The 16,145-nt window shown below is 70.2% G+C and carries 15 protein-coding genes; 13 read left to right on the forward strand and 2 right to left on the reverse strand.

Annotation, left to right across the window (positions count from 1 at the left end; translation table 11 throughout):
• Positions 1 to 100: 100 nt before the first annotated feature.
• The 8 genes from PAI11_RS21290 to PAI11_RS21325 all read left to right on the forward strand — a co-directional run bounded on the left by PAI11_RS21290 (position 101) and on the right by PAI11_RS21325 (position 9,880).
• On the forward strand, positions 101 to 1,450 hold the full coding sequence (locus PAI11_RS21290; protein WP_007578575.1) for an MlaD family protein: 1,350 nt from the start codon (positions 101 to 103) through the stop codon (positions 1,448 to 1,450).
• Positions 1,447 to 2,823, forward strand: a complete 1,377-nt coding sequence (locus PAI11_RS21295; RefSeq protein WP_007578576.1) for an MlaD family protein — start codon at positions 1,447 to 1,449, stop codon at positions 2,821 to 2,823. Before PAI11_RS21290 ends, PAI11_RS21295 begins: the two co-directional genes overlap by 4 nt.
• 62 nt (positions 2,824 to 2,885) lie before the next feature.
• Positions 2,886 to 4,397: an MlaD family protein gene (locus tag PAI11_RS21300; RefSeq protein ID WP_007578577.1), complete on the forward strand. Its 1,512-nt coding sequence runs from the start codon at positions 2,886 to 2,888 to the stop codon at positions 4,395 to 4,397.
• Entirely contained in the window at positions 4,394 to 5,665 is a 1,272-nt protein-coding gene (locus tag PAI11_RS21305; protein ID WP_007578578.1) for an MlaD family protein, read from the forward strand. The genes PAI11_RS21300 and PAI11_RS21305 overlap by 4 nt, the downstream gene beginning before the upstream one ends.
• Positions 5,662 to 7,098, forward strand: coding sequence for an MlaD family protein (locus tag PAI11_RS21310; protein ID WP_007578579.1), 1,437 nt, complete (start codon positions 5,662 to 5,664; stop codon positions 7,096 to 7,098). The genes PAI11_RS21305 and PAI11_RS21310 overlap by 4 nt, the downstream gene beginning before the upstream one ends.
• A gap of 248 nt (positions 7,099 to 7,346) precedes the next feature.
• Positions 7,347 to 7,643 (forward strand): hypothetical protein, encoded by a 297-nt coding sequence (locus PAI11_RS27600; RefSeq protein WP_170320770.1) that lies wholly within the window; start codon positions 7,347 to 7,349, stop codon positions 7,641 to 7,643.
• Positions 7,644 to 7,665: 22 nt separating this feature from the next.
• Complete coding sequence (locus tag PAI11_RS21320; RefSeq protein ID WP_007578580.1) at positions 7,666 to 9,399, forward strand: FAD-dependent oxidoreductase; 1,734 nt, start codon at positions 7,666 to 7,668, stop codon at positions 9,397 to 9,399.
• Positions 9,400 to 9,463: 64 nt separating this feature from the next.
• Positions 9,464 to 9,880 carry a hypothetical protein gene (locus PAI11_RS21325; protein ID WP_007578584.1) on the forward strand — a complete coding sequence of 139 codons (417 nt, stop codon included), beginning with the start codon at positions 9,464 to 9,466 and terminating at the stop codon, positions 9,878 to 9,880.
• 46 nt (positions 9,881 to 9,926) lie between these two features.
• Here PAI11_RS21325 and PAI11_RS21330 read toward each other — a convergent pair whose 3' ends face one another.
• Both PAI11_RS21330 and PAI11_RS24985 read right to left on the reverse strand, forming a co-directional pair.
• Positions 9,927 to 10,520 (reverse strand): TetR/AcrR family transcriptional regulator, encoded by a 594-nt coding sequence (locus PAI11_RS21330; protein ID WP_040601299.1) that lies wholly within the window; start codon positions 10,518 to 10,520, stop codon positions 9,927 to 9,929.
• Between the two features lie 71 nt (positions 10,521 to 10,591).
• A complete protein-coding gene (locus PAI11_RS24985; protein ID WP_050897350.1) occupies positions 10,592 to 11,227 on the reverse strand; it encodes a TetR/AcrR family transcriptional regulator in 636 nt (211 codons plus the stop codon).
• A 144-nt stretch (positions 11,228 to 11,371) separates the two neighbouring features.
• Between PAI11_RS24985 and PAI11_RS21340 the strand changes: the two genes are divergently transcribed.
• From PAI11_RS21340 to PAI11_RS21360, 5 genes are all read left to right on the forward strand, one after another.
• Positions 11,372 to 11,692 (forward strand): 2Fe-2S iron-sulfur cluster-binding protein, encoded by a 321-nt coding sequence (locus tag PAI11_RS21340; protein ID WP_007578589.1) that lies wholly within the window; start codon positions 11,372 to 11,374, stop codon positions 11,690 to 11,692.
• Positions 11,693 to 11,733: 41 nt separating this feature from the next.
• Positions 11,734 to 13,176, forward strand: a complete 1,443-nt coding sequence (locus PAI11_RS21345) for a cytochrome P450 (protein WP_050897351.1) — start codon at positions 11,734 to 11,736, stop codon at positions 13,174 to 13,176.
• Between the two features lie 32 nt (positions 13,177 to 13,208).
• Positions 13,209 to 14,450 (forward strand): NAD(P)/FAD-dependent oxidoreductase, encoded by a 1,242-nt coding sequence (locus PAI11_RS21350; RefSeq protein WP_007578591.1) that lies wholly within the window; start codon positions 13,209 to 13,211, stop codon positions 14,448 to 14,450.
• A 34-nt stretch (positions 14,451 to 14,484) separates the two neighbouring features.
• Positions 14,485 to 15,504, forward strand: coding sequence for a BtrH N-terminal domain-containing protein (locus PAI11_RS21355; RefSeq protein ID WP_040601303.1), 1,020 nt, complete (start codon positions 14,485 to 14,487; stop codon positions 15,502 to 15,504).
• Positions 15,505 to 15,578: 74 nt separating this feature from the next.
• Positions 15,579 to 16,067, forward strand: coding sequence for a PaaI family thioesterase (locus tag PAI11_RS21360; RefSeq protein ID WP_081488579.1), 489 nt, complete (start codon positions 15,579 to 15,581; stop codon positions 16,065 to 16,067).
• The last annotated feature ends 78 nt before the right edge of the window (positions 16,068 to 16,145 follow it).

The raw sequence follows: 16,145 nt of genomic DNA on the forward strand, positions 1-16,145 counted from the left end.
CGGGTGGGTCCGGTGGCATCGCCAAGGACGGGTCCGCGCCGTGGCCGGCCGGATTCGCGGGGACCTGCGACCCCAACCACACCGCACCGGGAGCACGTCGATGAAGGGTCTCTCGCGGATCGCCCCCACGGTCGCCGCGACCGCGCTCACCGCCACCATGGTCGGCTGCGGTGGCGGTGGCTCCGAGGGCGCGACCGGCCAGACGCGCGTCGACGCGCTCTTCGACAACGCCTCGTTCGTCAACAACGGGCAGGAGGTCCGGATCGCCGGCGCCCGCGTCGGGACCGTCGAGGGGGTCGAGCTGACCGACGACCGCCGCGCCCGGGTCAAGATGTCGGTCGACTCCGCGTTCGCGCCGTTCCGTGCGGACGCGTCGTGCTCGATCCTGCCGCAGTCGCTGATCGGCGAGAAGTTCGTCGAGTGCGACGGCGGCACCAACGGCGCTCCGGTCCTCGCCGCGAAGGACGACGAGGTCCCGACGGTCCCGCTGAAGAACAACAACAGCCCCGTCGACCTCGACTTGGTCGTCGCGATGCTCGGCGAACCCACGAACGTGCGCCTGCAGCTCCTGTTCAACGAGCTCGGGATCACCACGGCCTCGCGCGGGGCCGACATCTCCGCCGCGATCCGGCGGGCGAACCCGGCGCTGCGAGCGATCCGCGACACCCTCGACGTCGTCTCGGACGACCGGGCCGCCCTCGGCCGGGTCATCGACGCGGCCGACACGGTCGGTGCCGAGCTCGACCGGCGCAAGGACGATCTGGCCGGCGTGTTCGACTCCGGGGCCGAGGTCCTCAAGGCGACCTCGGAGGAGCGTGTCGCGCTGGATCGCGCCCTGGCGACGCTCCCGTCGTCGCTCGCCGCGCTGCGTCCCGCGCTCACGGAGCTGCGGTCGCTGAGCCGCGACGGCACTCCGACGGTCCGGGCGCTGCGGGTGGCCGCACCGTCGCTGCGCACCCTGGCGGGCAACGTCGAGCCGTTGTCGGACAGCGCTCGTCCCACGCTTCGTACGCTCGCCTCCGCGGCTCGGACCGGCATCCCGGTCGTCAAGCGGACCGCGCCGCAGATGGCGCGACTGCGCCGGACGACCGCCGCGCTGGTCCCCAACGTGCCCCTGGCCGCCGACCTCGGCACGAGCCTCGTCGACAACGCGTTCCCGGAGAACTTCCTCAGCGGCTTCTTCTACAACGCCGCGCTGGCCACGTCCCGCTTCGACGACATCTCGCACATCCTGCCCGCGCATTTGAATCTCGGACCCTGCATGTTTCCTGCCATCGCCGTGCAGAGCGGATGCTCGGCGCGGTTCGCCGACGACGGGACGGGCAAGGACATCACCTCCCAGCAGCCCAATGCCGAAACGCGCGCGAAGGTCAATAGCGAGCTCTCCAGGATGCTCGGCCGCCCCGCCGCCCCGAAAGCGCGTGTTGCCGAGCGGAAGGCCGGACGATGAACCGCCGCCGCTCCTCCATCGCCGCCAGCCCCGTCCTGCTCGGCGCGGCCGCCGTGCTCATCGGCGTCGTCGCGGTCGTGCTCTCGTACAACGCGAACAAGGGCCTGCCGTTCATCAAGACCTACGACCTCGAGATGAACGTCAAGAACGCGAAGAAGCTGACCACTGGCGTGGATGTGCGCATCGGCGGCAAACGGGTCGGTCAGGTCAACGGCATCGAGGCGGTCAAAGCCCGCGACGGCCACACCTTCGCCCGCCTCGCCCTCAAGCTCGACTCGAACATCGCCGAGCTGTCGGCCGACACCACCGCGCGGATCCGTCCCCGCAGTGCGATCGGCGCGAAGTTCGTGGAGCTGACGCCGGGACGCTCGGCGCGGAAGCTCGCCGCCGGGGGCACCATCCGCGAGTCGAGCACGAGCGCGTCGGTGGACTTCGACGAGGTCACCGCGTTGTTCGACAGGGGGGTCCGTGACAGCGTCCGCGACGCCACCGCAGAGCTCTCCAACGGCTTCGCCGGGCGAGGGGACGACCTCAACGCGACCCTCCAGGCGCTGCCCGGCACGCTGCGCGGCGCGGACTCGGTGTTCTCGAACCTCGCCGACCCGCGCACCGATCTCGGGGGCTTCATCCGCGGACTGGACTCCACGCTGCAGGCCGTCCGGCCGGTCACCCCGCAGGTGGGGACCCTCGTGACCAACGCCGACCGGACACTCGACGCGCTGGCGGCGGTCCGTCCCCAGCTGGCGCAGTCGATCGCCGCGGCACCCGGGACGTTGACCGAGGTGCGCGCGTCCTCCGTCGCGCTGCGACCCGTCCTGCGGGACGCGGCCGCCCTCGCCCGCGGGCTGCGGCCCGGGGCACGGGACATCCCCCGGACGGCGAGGGCCCTCAACGACGCCATCGACGTCGGTGTGCCGGTGCTCCGCCGCGCTCCCGTCCTCGGCACGCAGCTGCGTACCACGTTCGGGGCGCTCGACCGCCTGGTCCGCAACCAGAGCCTGCCCGACACACTGAACCTGCTCAAGCCGACCGCAGAGTCGCTGCTCCCGACGCTCCGCACCGTCGTGCCCGCCCAGACCCGGTGCAACTACGCCGGACTGTTCGCCCGCAACGTCTCCAGCGTGATCAGCGAGGGCGACAAGTTCGGCAATTGGTTCCACGTCATGCTCGACGTCGCGCTGCCGCAATTCCTGCGGGCCGGGTCGCCGTCCCCGGACTCCAACTTCAACGTCTACAACACCGCCGAGCAGGGCCACTGCGAGGTCGGCAACGAACCGTTCCCGCCGGCCAGCCGCGTCGGTCGCCCGAACGTGGACGCCCCGACGAACCCGCGGACGCCGCGGCCCGCCAACGAGCCCGAGGGGCCCCGATGATCCGCTCGCCATTTCGCCGGCGCTCGCGCCGGCGCCCCGCTGAGACCACCCGCGCCAACCTCATGCTCTGGGGGGCGGCCACCCTCGGCGTCGTCTTCATCCTCTGCTATCTGATCTTCGGCTTCGCGATCCCGGGCAGCAGCACCCGCGAGCTGCGCCTCGTCTCCCAGTACGGCGGGGCGGTCCGGCCCGGAACCGCCGCGCAGGTGCGCATCGCGGGCGTCAACGTCGGCAACATCACGTCGCTCAAGCCGCTCAAGGACAGGCCGGGCTTCGCCGTCATCACGGCGAAGATCGACGACGACACCCCGACGATCCGCCGCGACGCCACGGTCAAGATCCGGCCGCGGCTGTTCCTCGAGGGCAACTTCTTCCTCGACGTCAACCCGGGCACCCCGGGTGCCCCGCCGCTCGGCGATCGCCCGCTGCCGCCCTCGGCGGTCACCAGCTACGTGGCGTTCGACGAGGTGCTCGGAACCCTCGACGCGGCGACCCGCCGGAACTTCACCGGGGCGACGACCGCGCTCGGCGACACCGTCGGCAAGGACAGCGGTGCGACGGCGTTCCAGGAACTCGTCAAGGCGCTCCCGCCCGCCCTGCGCACGACCGCCACCGTAACCAAGGCGGCTCGCGGGCAGCGCGACGGCGACCTGGCCCGCGTCGTCCGCGAGGCCGGCGGGCTGTTCGCGACCCTGGATTCCGACGAGTCGGCCCTGCGAAGCGTCCTGTCGGACGGTCGCCGGACGTTCACCGCGTTCGCCGCCGAATCGGAGAACCTCCGGGACACCATCCGCTCGCTGGACGGCACCGTCCGGACCGCCGGAGGCTCGCTCGCGACGATCTCTCGGGCCGTGCCCGAGACCCGCGCGCTGATCAACGACGCACGGCCGCTGATCCGTCGCCTCCCGGAGACGCTCGACGTCGCGAACCCGGCGCTCCGTTCGAGCGTCTCCATCGTGCGATCCGACGGCATCCAGCGGCTGCTCGCCGACCTGCGACCGACGCTCGCGACCCTGAATCGCACCACCGAGCCGCTCGCCGCCGCCCTGGACGACGCCGTGCCCGTCGCCCGCTGCCTCGACCGGGTGATCCTGCCGACCCTGCGCAACAAGATCATCGACGGCGGGTTCACGACCGGCCAGCCGGTCTACCGCGAGCTGCTCTCCGCGATCGTCGGCCTCAACAACAGCGTCTCCAACTTCGACGGCAACGGCAACTGGATCCGCTACAGCGTCGGCCTGGGCAACCAGTTGCTGTCGATCGGGTCGGGATCGCGCGAGACCGCCAGCCTTGCGCAGCGCCCGTTCCTGGGCTCGGTCCCCGCCAGTCCGCGAAGGACCCCGCCCCTCCGACCCGACGTCCGGTGCGACACGCAGGGCGTTCCGTCGCTGGAGGCCCGCGTGCGGCCCAACACCATGAAGCAGCGCCGCGCCGACGTGGCCCCCTCTGCCCTGACCCAGGCGGCGTCGAGCCTCCTCGGCGGGCTGGTCGGCGAGGATCCGGACGTCCCGGCCGGGACGAGGTCCCGACTGACCTCCCTCCTGGGCACCCCCGAGAAGAAGGCGAAGCGATGAAGGTCGTCACGATGGCGCTCCGCCAGTACTGGTGGGCGGTGGCCGTGATCATCGGCGCGATGATCCTCGCGATCGCCGTGGCGGGCGTGCTGCTGGTCAACCAGCGGTTCCCGCTGCCCTGGGTGGACACCTACACCGTGAAGGCGGAGTTCTCCTCCGCCCAGGCGGTGACGCCCGGTCAGGGTCAGCAGGTCACCGTCGCGGGCGTCCAGGTCGGCGAGATCTCCACGGTGAAGCTCCGCGACGGTCGTGCCGTGGTCTCGCTGAGCATCAAGAAGGAGAAGCTCGCCCGGGTCCACCGCGACGCCACCCTGGCCCTGCGACCGCGGACCGGCCTGCAGGACATGACCATCGAGCTGGATCCCGGCCGCACGTCCTCCCCCGTCGTCCCCGACGGTGGCACGCTGAACGCCACCCGAACGACCAGGCAGGTCCAGTTCGACGAGGTCCTGGCGTCGCTGGACAGCGACAGCCGCGCCTACCTGCAGCAGTTCCTGTCCGCCACCGACCGCGGGCTGTCGGACAACACCGCCCAGACGCGTCGGGTCCTGCGTCTGGGCACCCCGACCGCGAAGCAGGCCGACCGCGTCCTGCAGGTGCTGGCCGACCGCCGACGGTCCGTCAGGCGCGTGGTCTCCAGCCTCGGCAGCGTCGCCGAGCGCCTGCAGGACCACAACGCGTCGGTGGCCGCGACGGTCCGCCGCGCAGCGGACACCCTCAAGACCGTCGGGGGCCGCGATGCCGAGGTGCGCAGCTCCCTCCAGCAGCTCCCCGGCACGCTCGCGCAGGTCGACAGCACGCTCACCGCGACCGCGTCGCTCTCGAAGGAGCTCAGGCCGGCCGCGGTCGCGTTGCGGCCGGCGGTCAGGGACGTCCGCGCTGCCCTGCCGGACCTCGATCCGCTGCTGCGCGCGGTCCCCGCCGGGATCGAGCCGGTAGCCCGTCTCGGCAAGGTGACCCGGAAGTCCACTGAGGATCTCCGCACCACGCTGAGCACGCTGCGACCGCAGCTGAGCAACGTCTCGCGGCTCTCGAAGTCGCTGCAGTGGACGACCAACGTCCTCGGATACGAACCTCCGGGCGACGAGCAGGGCAACCTGTTCTGGTTCTCGTGGTTCTGGCACAACGCCAACTCGGTGCTGGCCAACGAGGACGCCCACGGCGTCGCATGGCGTGGCCAGTTGATCCTGAGCTGTACGTCACTGACGGGCCTGGACGTCCTCCGTCCGGTCGTCGATCTTCTCAACACCATCCGGGTGTGCAAATGAACAAGCAGGGCGCGCGACCCGCGCAGATCGTGGTCATGGTCCTCTTCGCACTCTCGTGCTTCGGGCTCCTGCTCTTCCTCTGGACCGCGTTCGGCGGACCCGTCCCGCTGAAGGCGAAGAAGTACGAGGTCCAGGCGTCGTTCTCCAGCGGCTCGCAGCTGGCGACCTATTCCGACGTCCGGATCAGCGGCGTCTCGGTCGGCAAGGTGATCAAGATCGAGCGCAAGGGCGGCAACGCCCTGACCCGGATCCAGATCAACGCCGAGTTCGCGCCGCTGCCCCGCGACACCCGGGCGACGCTGCGCACCAAGACGCTCGTCGGCGAGACGTTCGTGCAGCTGTCGTTCGGGACCCGGCGCGGGCCGTCGATCCCCGAGGGCGGCTCGATCGCCTCAAGCCGGATCCAGCCGCCCGTCGACATCGACCGGTTGTTCGACGTGTTCGACCCGACCACGCGCCGCGCGCTCAAGCGCGTCCTCCCGGCGGTCGCCTCCGCCACCCGGGGGCGCGGAGCCGCGCTGAACAAGGCCTTTGGGAACCTGCAGCCCACGATCGAATCGACTGACGGCCTGCTGCGGATCCTGGATCGCCAGCGCCGAGCGGTCCGGACCGGGTCTCGCGACGCGGGTCTGACGTTCCAGAGCATCGGACGGCAGTCCGGGGCCGTGCAGGTGCTCGCCCGCGAGGGGAGCGACCTCTTCGCCAGCCTGCGGGCCAGCAGCGACGGGCTCCAGGACACCGTTCGCGCGCTGCCCCCGTTCCTGGGGGAGGCCCGCTCCACGCTGCGGGTCGCGCGCAGCTTCGCCGGCGACGCCGGCCCGACGATCGCCGCGCTTCGGCCGGTCACGCCGCTGGTCCAGCCAGCGCTGCGCGACCTCAACGCGCTCGCCCCGGACCTCGGGACGACGCTGCGACGGGTCGATCCGGTCTTGGACCGCGTGCCCTCCGGCACCCGCGCGCTGCGCTCGGTCGTCGATTCCGCCGGGCCGTTCGTGGACGCCGCCGAGCCCGTCACCGCGAACCTGCTGCCGGCGATCCGCTACCTCGAGATGTACAAGCAGGACGCCTCCGTCACCCTCGCCGCGACCGCCGCGTCGACGCAGGCGAAGATCGTCGACCTCAACGGCGTGCCCCGACACTACCTACGCCTGATCACCCCGCTCAACGGCGAGCTGCTCGAAGGCGCCCCCAAGCGCCTGCCGACCAACCGACACAACGCCTACCCGAAGCCGGGCACGCTCAACGATCTGGCGACCCAGAAGTCGTTCGACTGCGAGCAGACCTCCAATCCCGCGGGGATCCTCTCCACGATCGTCGACTTCAACCAGGCGCCTCCGTGCGTCCAGCAGGGGCCGTTCGACATCGACGGCCGCGTCAGCGCCTTCCCGCAGCTCCGGAAGGCCACGCCGCCCGCGTCCCGCGCAAAGCGCTGAGTGCGGCGCCCGCCGGGCGCGGTTGACCGCGCGGGGGCCGCGACGGTAAGTTTGACGCAGCGTCAGTCACGTGGTCTTGCTCTCACCGTCCGGACTGCCGGGCGGTGAGCATTAAACCGAAGGGCCGCTCCTCCATGTATCACCTCAGCCGCCAGCTGTACGTCGATCTCGTCCGGTCTCTGCCTGGCCGGGCTGCTTCCGACACCCGTCGGACGATGCTCCACGCGTGCGAAGCGACGGTGACACGGATGATCGCCGACCCTGACATGGCACACCGGGCCGACCGGTTGCTGTTCGACGAGATCCGTCGGCATTTCGACCTGCGAGAGCAAGCTGCCGTTCGCCGCATCCTGGACGCCCATCTGCGTCCACTCGCCGACGACTTGTGCCGCTCCCCGGAGCACGCCCGACAGCTGGTGCGCGTCGAGCCAGAACGAGTCTGCTGTGCGGCCACGAAGTCCAACGGGCAGCCGTGTGCACGCTGGCCGGCACCCGGCCAGGCCCTCTGCTCCGCGCATCGCCGCCAAGTCCTGCAGTTCCTATGATCCGCACACCAGGAGCCCTCTCATGAACCGCACGTCCCCTCTCGATACCGATTGGGTCGTGATCGGCTCGGGCTTCGGCGGCAGCGTGAGCGCCATGCGCCTGGCCGAGAAGGGCCACCGCGTCCAGATCCTGGAACGCGGCGAGCACTTCCGGACAGAACAGGAGATGCCGCGCAGCTCCTGGGACCTGCGCAAATACCTCTACGCGCCGCGCCTCGGGCTGCGAGGACTCTTCCGGCTCACCTTCTTCAAGGACGTCTTCGTGATGAGCGGCGCCGGCGTCGGCGGCGGCAGCCTCGTCTACGCGATGACGCTCTACGTCCCCCCGAAGGCGTTCTTCGAGGACCGGCAGTGGGCGGGCCTGGCGGACTGGTCCGCCGAGCTCGCGCCCCACTACGAGACCGCGCAGAGGATGCTCGGTGTCACCGACGTCACCGAGGACGACCCCGCCGATCAGCTGCTGAAGAAGTACGCCGAGGAGATCGGAGTCGGCGACACCTACCGCAAGGCGCGTGTCGGCACCTACCTCGACAACCCTGGCGAGCTGACCGCGGACCCGTACTTCGGCGGCCAGGGGCCCGAGCGCATGGGGTGCTCTCGGATCGGTCGGTGCATGCTCGGCTGCCCGCAGGGTTCGAAGAACAGCACGGACAAGAACTACCTGCACTTCGCCCAGAAGTTCGGCGCGACGATCGCCCCCGGACGCGAGGTCACATCCATCCGCCCGATCGGCATCGGCGGCGGCGGCGAGGACGGTTGGGAGGTCACCCATCAGGCGACCGGGCGACGGTGGAGGAAGGACGTCCGCGTGACCCGGGCCGCCGGCGTGGTGCTCTCCGGCGGCGCGCTGGGCACCAACGAACTGCTCGCCCGCTGCCGGCACAACGGCGACCTCCCGAACCTCTCCCCGCGCCTCGGGGAGCTCGTGCGCACCAACAGCGAGGCGATCCTCGTCGTGACCGTCCCGAAGGGACGGGTCGAAGCGCTCGCCCGTCGCGTGGCGATCACCTCGTCGATCTACCCCGACCCGCACACCCACATCGAGACGGTCACCTACGGCGCAGGCGGCGGAGCGATCCGCAACCTCTTCACCGTCCTCACCGGTGGTGGCACCAGGGTCACCCGTCCGCTGAAGTGGCTGGGCCAGCTCGTCCGTCATCCAGGATGGGTCGCCGAGCTGCTCCTGAAGCCCGGCTGGGGGGAGCGCTCGATCGTGGTCCTCGTCATGCAATCGCTCGACAACTCGATGCGGCTCGTGGCCACGCCCCGCCGCGGGGGAGGCGTCAAGCTCCAGACCCAGCAGGACCCCGAGAACCCGAACCCCACGTTCATCCCGGCCGCCAACGCGTTCACCGAGTGGTTGGCCCGCAAGACCGGCGGCGCGCCGGGGTCCGCGGTCCCCGAGGCGCTCTTGAGCATTCCGACGACGGCGCACATCCTGGGCGGAGCACCGATCGGTCGGGACGCCGCCAGCGGCGTGATCGACCGGGACCATCGCGTGTTCGGCTATCGAAACCTGCTCGTCTGCGACGGGGCCGCGGTCCCCGCGAACGTCGGCGTCAACCCGTCGTTGACGATCACCGCCCTCTCCGAGCGTGCCATCAGTCTCGTGGAGCCCGCGGCGGACGCCGCTGCCGGTGCGCCGCTCGGCACCCGCGAGATCGAAGGACGGACCGCCGCGGGCGCCCCCGAACCGCTACCGGATGCCTGGACGTCGGAGGGTGCCGTCGAGGCTCAAGCCCTCAAGCCGGCCTGAGGCACACATGAGTCGCCAGACCAGAGTCGAGTACCCCAACCGCGACAAGACCGCCAGCCGAACCATGCGCCTGGTCGTCGTGGTCATCCTCGTGCTGTCGGGCGTCCTGATCACCATTACGACGGTCCGGGGCTGGCACCTGATGCAGGAGGCCCGGACCCTGAACATCGTCTTCGTCGCGATCCACGTCGTCTTCGTGGTGCAGGTGTTGCGGTGGAGTCGCGGCGTCCTCCCGATAGCCGCCGGAGTCGCCGCATTCATCGCGATCTTCGCAGGCAGCTCGGTCTCGAGCTGGTACGAGCGCGACGCCTCGGGCTACGCCGATGCATCGCTATCCGGCCAGCTCGGCCTCGTGACGATCGTCATCCTCGGGGTCCAGATCGCCGTCATCCTCGTGGCGATCACCGCCTTCGGGCAGCGCTGGCAGGAAGAGGTCGAGCAGGCCACCCCTTCGACGCCCGCCCACGCCGCGGCCTCGTGAGGCAGGTCGGCGAACCCTGACCGTCCCGGCCACCGAGGCCAACCGGTCAGGCCGGGATGCGGAGTGCCGAGGCCCAGATGTCGGTGAGGGCGCGGAGTGTGGCCTCGTCGCCCCGACCGTCCTCCGCAGCGACCTGGTGATACACGCGCTCGACCATCCAGACCAGCGCCGAGGCGGTGGCGTGTGCCTCCTCGGGGGCCGCCCCCGCACCCGCCAGGCGCTCGCTGGCGGCGGCGATGAAGCGCCCGACCGCGTCGTGCCAATACCTCGCGATGACCTCGTCGTAGGTCGAGGCCTCGATCAGGGCCCGCAACAAAGCGCTCGACGCGCGGTAGGCCCGCAACACCTCGGCAAGGGCCGCGTGCAGCTGCTCACGGTTCCCGAGATCCTCGAGCCACGCCGTGACTTCCGCGAAGAGGCCGTCGGCGAGGGGATCGGTCGCGCGGATCAAGAGGTCGCGCTTGTCCTGGAAGTAGGTGTAGAACGTCGTGCGCGGCTGGCCGGCACGTGCGGTGATCGTTCCGATCGTCACGCCCGCATATGGCGCGCCCTCTTCCAAGAGCGCTGAAACCGCGTCGATGAGCTCTGCCTCGATCCGTCCGCGAGCCTCGGGGTCGTCGCGTTTGGAGAGCACGGCCATCGGGTCATGGTATGCGGTCTGAACCGCCCCGGGGTCGGTGGAGGGCCAGATCAGTCTGAGCTTGCTGTCCGTTACACCCCGCCCGGCTCAGACCGCACCATGTCTGGGTGTGCTGCGGTCTTCAGCCAGGTCCGGAGAACGGCGATGGAGTCCTCAAGGCCGGGGGTGGTGCCGTTGCTGGCCCATTCCAGCGCGAGGCCCTGCACCCACGCGAGAGTGGTGACCTGGATCGTTTGCGCCGGGTACGCGAGTTGGCCGCCGCGCGCGAGGTGCCCGGCGACGAGGCCGTCGAACATCCGACGTAGTCGATCGGTCGCCGTTGCGGCTGCTGGTGCGAGGGACCGGTTGGTGATCGCTTCGGTCTGCAGGCCCAGCCATGCGACCAGGAGCGCCCGGTCGTGGGTCAACCCGGCCCAGAACGCTTCGAAGCCGACGTCGATGATGCTCTCGGCGTCCTCGAGCGCGGCAACGGCCTGCAGGATCTGGTCGACGAGGCGGGAGATGAGGTGCTCGGCCGCGTGCGTCAACAGACCGTCGCGCGAGGCGAAGTAGTACGGGATCGCGCGCTTGGGCACCCCGGCCTCCTCGGCGACGCGCTGCAACGAGATGGCGGCATACCCGTCGCGGGCGAGGCAGCGCACCGTGGCCTCGAGGATCTCCTCGGCACGCCGGGCGCCCTTGCGCGTCAGATGCGTCGGAGTGCTCATCCGTCGGTTTCTACATTCATTTCCGAGAACGTACCGCACGGTGCACAAAAGTGGTACGTTCGGCGCATTCCTGTCGGTGGGTCGCGCGACGGAGCGCCCCAGACGCCGAGCAGGCTTCGTCAAACCAATTGAGTGAGGGCAGTCATGGGGACCATCACGTTCGTCGAGCACGACGGCACGCCGCACCAGGTCGAGCTGGAGGACGGCTCGTCGCTGATGGAGCTGGCGACCAACCACGGCGTTCCGGGGATCGATGGCGACTGCGGCGGCGAGGCGTCGTGCGGCACCTGCCACGTGATCGTCGACGACGCCTGGATCACCACGACCGGAACGCGCACCGACCTCGAGAGCCAGATGGTGGAGATGTCGCCGGAGTGCGGCCCGAACTCGCGTCTGGCGTGCCAGCTGCGGGCCAGCCCCGCGCTCGACGGGCTGACGGTGCACCTCCCCGAGTTTCAGATGTAGCCCACCCCGTGTTCGAGCAGACGACCACCAAGCGAGAGACCATGACGACCAACAGCACCCTCTTTCAGCGGACCAAGGTCCGCGTGACCGACACGGTGCAGGCGACCGTGCCGGTCGACCGCGTGATCCAAAGCGTGGCCCTTACGCTGAAGGCCAAGCGCCTGGCCGGGATGATGAAGGCGCTGCGGTTTGAGGAACGACCGATCCCCGATCCGGCGGACGTGCCGCTGGAGGAGATCGACGTCAGCAACCCGTTCATGAACCGTCAGGGCCAGTGGTACCCCTACTTCGCGCGGCTGCGTGAGGAGGCCCCCGTCCACTACCAGCCCAAGAGCCCGTTCGGGCCGTTCTGGTCGGTCACGCGCTACGCCGACATCCAGGCCGTCGACTCCAACGCGGAGGTGTTCTCGGCCGAGCCCTACATCGTCCTGGGGCCTCCGCCGTTCAACGCCGAGATGTTCATCGCGATGGACCCGCCCAAGCACGACGTGCAGCGCCGGGCCGTGCAGGGCGTCGTGGCGCCGAAGAACCTCAAGGAGATGGAGTCGCTGATCCGCGAGCGCGTGCAGGACGTGCTCGACAACCTGCCGACCGACCGGCCGTTTGACTGGGTCGAGCGCGTGTCGAAGGAGATCACCGGCCGCATGCTGGCCACGCTGCTGGACTTCCCGTTCGAGGAGCGGCACAAGCTCACCTACTGGTCCGACACGATCAGCGGGTCCGCGGACGCCACGGGCGGCACGACGCACCAGGACGAGCTCTTCCCCGCCGCCGTGGACCTGGCGCGCAACTTCACGGCGTTGTGGCACGACAAGGCCGCCCGTCGCGCCGCCGGCGAGCCGGACGGCTTTGACCTCATCACCCTGATGCAGACGTCGGAGGACACCAAGGACCTGATCAAGAAGCCGTTCGAGTTCCTCGGCAACCTCACGCTGCTGATCGTCGGCGGCAACGACACCACCCGCAACTCGATGTCCGGCGGCGTCCTGGCGCTCAACCGGTTCCCCGACGAGTTCGAGAAGCTCAAGGCCGACCCGAAGCTGATCCCGAACATGGTCTCGGAGATCATCCGCTGGCAGACGCCGCTGGCCTACATGCGCCGGGTCGCCAAGAAGGACGTGCACTTCGGCGGGCAGTTCATCCGCAAGGGTGACGTGGTGCTCATGTGGTACGCGTCGGGCAACCGCGACGAGCGGAAGTTCGAGAACGCCGACGACTTCATCATCGACCGCAAGAACGCGCGCAACCACATGTCGTTCGGGTTCGGCGTGCACCGGTGCATGGGCAACCGGCTGGCCGAGATGCAGCTGCGGATCCTGTGGGAGGAGCTGCTGGAGCGCTTTGACCGCATCGACGTGATCGGCGAGCCCGGCTACGTGCAGTCGAACTTCGTCAAGGGCTACAGCGACATGCAGGTGCAGCTCACCCCGAAGCCCGCACGCGAGCAAACGCCGGTCCGCGTCGAGGCGACCTCGGGCGCCTGACCCGCGACGGCCAGGCGGAGAGGAACGACAGGATGGGACGCGACCGGGTGATCGTGGTCGGCGCCGGCCACGCGAGCGCGCAGCTCTGCGTGAGCCTGCGCCAGGGCGGCTGGGAGGGCGAGATCGTGCTGCTCGGCGACGAGCCGTCGCTGCCCTATCAGCGGCCGCCGCTGTCGAAGACGTTCCTGCACGGCACGACGACGCTGACGGACCTTCTAATCCGCGGACCGGAGTTCTACGAGAAGGAGGACGTGACCTTCCGTCACGCCCGCGTCACCGGGATCGACCGCAAGGCTGGCACCGTCGCCCTCGACGACGGCGACGCGCTGTCCTACGACCGGCTCGTCCTCTGCACCGGCGCGCGCCCACGCTCGCTTGCGGTCCCCGGCGCGGAGCTCGCAGGCGTGCACGCCCTGCGGGACGCCGCCGACATCGAGGCCATCCGCGGCACCCTCCGGACCGCCCGCCGGGCGGTCATCGTCGGCGCGGGCTACATCGGCCTGGAGGCCGCCGCGTCGCTGCGGAAGCTGGGGATCGAGGTCGCGGTCCTGGAGGTCGCAGACCGCGTCCTGCAGCGCGTCACCGCCCCCGAGGTCTCGGCGTTCTATGACCGCGTGCACCGCGAGGAGGGCGTCGACCTGCGCACCGGCGTCGGCGTCGCGGGGTTCGAGGGCGACAGGCACGTCCGGGCGGTCCGCCTCACCGACGGCACCGAGATCCCCGCGGACCTCGTCGTCGTCGGGGTCGGCGTCCTGCCCAACGTCGAGCTCGCCCGCGACGCCGGCCTGGCGGTCGAGAACGGCATCCTCGTCGACGAACACGGCCGCACGGACGATCCGGCCATCTTCGCCGCCGGCGACTGCGCCAACCACTACGACGTCCGGTACGCGACGCGAATGCGCCTGGAGTGCGTCGCCAACGCGCTGGAGCACGCCAAGGCGATCGCCGGCGCGATCTGCGGCAAGGAGAACCCGATCTCGGCCCTGCCGTGGTTCTGGTCCGACCAGTACGACCTGAAGCTGCAGATCGCCGGCCTGAGCACCGGCCATGACGAGGTCCTGCTGCGGGGGAACCCCGCCGACGGCCGCAGCTTCGCCTGCTTCTACCTCGCCGACGGCCGGCTGATCGCCGCAGACTGCGTGAACCGACCGAAGGAGTTCATGTTCAGCAAGCGCGCCATCACCCAAGAGCTCGCGCCCGACCGCGAGCTGTTGGCGGACCCCGACACGCCGCTGATCTCGCTCCTGCAGACCCCCGCCCGGAGCGCCCCATGAGCGACGCGATCGCCCCTACCCGAGCGAACGCATCGTGAGCGTTCCCGCCGCCCCGTCGCTCCCGCGGCCGTTTCCGCACCGACGTGCCGGGCACTGCGCGTCCGGGGCGCTTCGTGACCTGCTCGAGTACCACCGGCTGGACTACGGCACCGGGCCACTCAGCGAGCCGATGGTCTTCGGGCTCTCCGGCGGCTACGGGTTCTTCTACGCCGATCAGCTGCCCGGCGTCCCGTTCTACCTCGTGGGCAGGGTCGGGTCGATGGAATATGACGTCGCCGCCCACCTCGGCGCCGCCGCGCACATCCAGAGCACCGACGACCCCGACGAGGGCTGGCAGGCCATCAAGGACGCCATCGACCGCGGTGACCCGCCGCTGGTCTGGGCCGACATCGCACACCTTGAGTACCTCCGCGTGCGGATGGTCAACACCCGCCACGCGATCGTCATCTGCGCCTACGACGACGACCAGCAGATCGCGTGGGTCGCCGACAACGACCGCGACGAGCTGCAGCCCTGCCCCTACCCGAGCCTGCGCCGAGCCCTGAACTCCGACGGGTTTCCCAGCCCCAACCGCAGCACCCGCTTTCGGTACGACTGGCCCTCCACGTTGCCCAACCTCGAAGACGCCGTCCGGGCCGCAGCAGCGACAACGTCGGCCAACATGCGCGAGGAACCCGACGTCGTGGGCGGCCTTCGCGGCACCTCCGGCCTTGCCGGCGTGTCGCACTTCGTCCATGCATTCCCCGACTGGACCGAGACGTTCGAAGGCACCCTCCCGCAGGCCCTCGGCCTCCTGACCGTCCTGATCGTCAAAGCCGGCACCGGCGGGGCGATGTTCCGCTCCCTGCAAGCCGACTACCTCCAACAGGCAGCAGACGCGCTGCGGGACCCGACAGTCGCAAAGGCCGCGGAGACCGCGACCGCGCTATCGAACCAATGGAAGGGCTTGGCCGCAAGCGCCGCAGCGCACAATCTCGACGCAGCCCGCGACAACGTCCAGCGCATCGGCCACCTCGAGCACGAGGCCCTGCAGGCTCTGGAGGCGCTGCTGTGAGAGTCGCTCCCGACGGCTCGATCCCCGAGCATCACCCCAACTGCCTGGGCTGCGGGTCACAGAACCCCTGCGGCATGGGACTACGCCTGCACGTCGACGGCGACCGCGTCCGCGGCGACATCACGTTTGACCGTCGCCACGAAGGCGCACCCGGGATCGCTCACGGCGGCGCGATCGCCACCGTCCTGGACGACACCCTCGGGCTGCTCCTGGTCGTCCTGGGCACCCCGGCCGTCACCGCCAACCTCTCGATCAACTACAAGGCGCCCGTGCTGCTGCGCCAGCCACTCCATGTGATCGGCTGGTGCACCGAGCGCCGCGGACGCAAGCTCTTCTTCCAAGCGCGCCTGGAGAGCGAGGGCACCACCATCGCTGACGCGACCGCCCTTTTCCTCGCCGTTGACACCAGCCACTTCCACCAGGGCGGCCAACAGCTCCCACCCGAATGGGCCGACTGGTCGCCCGCGACCGCACCCGACAGGCAGCAGACCACGGCCCGGCCTCACCCGATCAGTTTCAGTCCCCGAAGAACTGAACCGCCCCGGGGTTGGTGGAGGGTCTGATCAACGCCTCTGCGAAACCCGGGTTGGCTCAGTGTTGAGCTCGTCCGCTGGCCGATCGAGGACCCGCGCGAGCCGATC

This window comes from Patulibacter medicamentivorans, assembly GCF_000240225.1.
GTDB lineage: Bacteria > Actinomycetota > Thermoleophilia > Solirubrobacterales > Solirubrobacteraceae > Patulibacter > Patulibacter medicamentivorans.